The sequence below is a fragment of the Photorhabdus sp. RM96S genome, from assembly GCF_042879335.1.
GTDB lineage: Bacteria > Pseudomonadota > Gammaproteobacteria > Enterobacterales > Enterobacteriaceae > Photorhabdus > Photorhabdus kayaii.
Genome location: NZ_JBHFKT010000101.1, coordinates 1 through 2,486, shown reverse-complemented (window position 1 = coordinate 2,486; position 2,486 = coordinate 1). Strand labels below are relative to the sequence as shown.

At 45.2% G+C, this 2,486-nt stretch carries 1 protein-coding gene; it reads left to right on the top strand.

The window, feature by feature from the left end; all coding sequences use genetic code 11:
* Positions 1-308: 308 nt before the first annotated feature.
* A partial coding sequence (locus tag ACGF49_RS24350) for a filamentous hemagglutinin N-terminal domain-containing protein (protein ID WP_387493246.1) occupies positions 309-2,486 on the top strand: 2,178 nt, incomplete at its 3' end.

Below are 2,486 nucleotides of genomic sequence, written 5' to 3'. Positions count from 1 at the left end.
AATCCATAGGGTATATACCCTGCGCCATTTAATATCTCCAGCCTTATCGCGATTTTCTAGCATTTAATATGACAGATTCCCCATTATCAGGATTAAAAAAACGAATGATGATCACATTTTGCACTACCTATTCAGACAATCAATTAATTACGCATTAGAATAGTTTAATGTTGTCACTATTAAATCATCAATATTCTCTGTGGGAAGATGACCATTTTATCACCAAAGCCAGACTGAGGATAACGCGGTCACTTATTAGTCAGCATGACTGACTTTGTCACACTTAAATTAGGAAAAGGGACAGTACGATGGATAAACGCCACAATTCGATGGCCAGGGTTACGAGTTATCTTTTAATTTACCTGACGGCAATCCAGCCATTGCACCCGGCTATAGCTGTCGGCATAACACCGGATAACAACCGTACACAGGTACAAAATCAGGGCAATGTACCGGTGGTGAATATCGCCACGCCGAATGATGCAGGGATATCCCACAACACCTATCAAGAGTTCAATGTTGCCACTCAGGGGGCCGTACTCAATAACGCGACACAGGAGGCTCAATCACAACTGGCAGGGCAACTTAACGCGAACCCTAACCTGAAAGGCAAAGCGGCGGAACTGATTATTAACGAAGTCACCGGCAGTGGCCGCTCTGACCTGCAAGGCCAGTTGGAAATTGCTGGCAATAAAGCCAACGTGATGATTGCCAACCCTAACGGCATTACCTGTGATGGCTGTGGTTTTATTAATACCGCTGGCGCAACCCTGACCACCGGTAAACCTCAATTTGATAAACAGGGGGCACTGGAAGCGCTGGACGTGAAAAAAGGCCAGATTACCATTGGCGGCAAAGGGCTGGACGGCAAGACGACGGATTATGTCGATATCATCAGCCGGGCGACGGAGTTGAATGGAAAAATTCAGGCTAACACCCTGTCGCTGACTCAGGGGGCCAACCGTATCAGCTTGAAAGACGGCACGGTTAAACCTATCGCCGGAGAAGGGGAAAAGCCGCAATTAGCGGTTGATACCAAAGCATTAGGCGGTATGTATGCCAATAAAATCCGACTGGTTGCCACTGAAGAGGGGGTTGGGGTTAATCTCACCAACCTGACCACAGCGCAGGACGCTATCAGTTTAACTGCTGAGGGTAAAATTATCTTGGGGGAGGTACATGCCAAGACAGACATTAACATCAACAGCAGAGCTATGGAAACGACAGCACAAAGCCATGTGCAGGCGGGCCAACATCTGATATTGACCACCGAAACACTGCAAAATCAGGGACAAATCCGTGCGGGTGGTGATGTCACCATTAAAGCGACTCAACTGGATAACGTAAACCTGACTAAGAAAAGTCACCCTATTATTACCGCAGGTAAAAACAACAGCATTACTGCTAACGAGATAAATAATGTTGGCGAGTTAAGCGCGGCGCAAAACCTCACCCTGACAGGCAAAAATTTTTCAGCGAAAGCAATAAAAGACAGTCAGGAGAATATCATCGGTAAACTGAGTGCCGGTGGGGATTTGACGGCTGTATTTAAAGAGGGATTTAGTTTTAATTTTGATAAAGAACATGTTAACGAGGGAAAGAAACCTACTGATCTGGCGTTAATCACCGGGGAAAATATTTCTCTCACTGCCAGAGATTTAGCCAGTCGTGCGTCAATGATGGCAGAACAGAACTTAACCGTTAACGCAGAAACAATCTATTTAGGTCAGGGGAATTTAAAAGCCGGGAACCATGTCATGCTGGATGGAAGGTCACATCTTGATGTGAATGGCTATGATATCTCCGGTCGTGATGTGACCTTGCTTGCCAGCCGGGGGATGCTTTCTGTTATCTCTGGAGACGACTATACCCCGGAAGGAATAAGGGTATTAACCACGCTTTCTGCTGATAACCTATTACGCATTATCGCCGATGGTCCTATTAATATTGCAGATACCCTGATTAACCGGGCGAAAAATATCTTTTTGGCAACCAATGATAAGCTTGAGATTTATGCCTCGGGTGATTTAATTGATGAGCAGAGTCCACTTAATGACGGCGCTAAACAAGAATTAATTAATCAGCGTCTGCGCCAGCTCAGCCAATTGCAAGCGGATGAAAATATTGAGATCCATGCAGGAAAGATTGTCGATCTGAGAAGCATTTCCTTGACGGCGGGGAAGGATATTACTCTGACCAGTGGCGGCACGCTTGATGTGAGTAAAATAACAGCAGATGACCCCTATGAATATGAAAATGAACACGGAGAGGGTTATGAAAAGCATTATGAATATGAAAATGCCGATGATGATGAGGAAGACGAACAATCCTACTCACAACTTCAATTACCGATAGAGAGAAGTATCATCACTGCCGGCAATAATTTAACCCTTAATGCTGGCGGTGACATTATTGATACTGAGGCAACTTTATTGGCAAAAGGGGTGACTGCCATTGTCAAAAACAACGCAGAGTTGCATTCACCG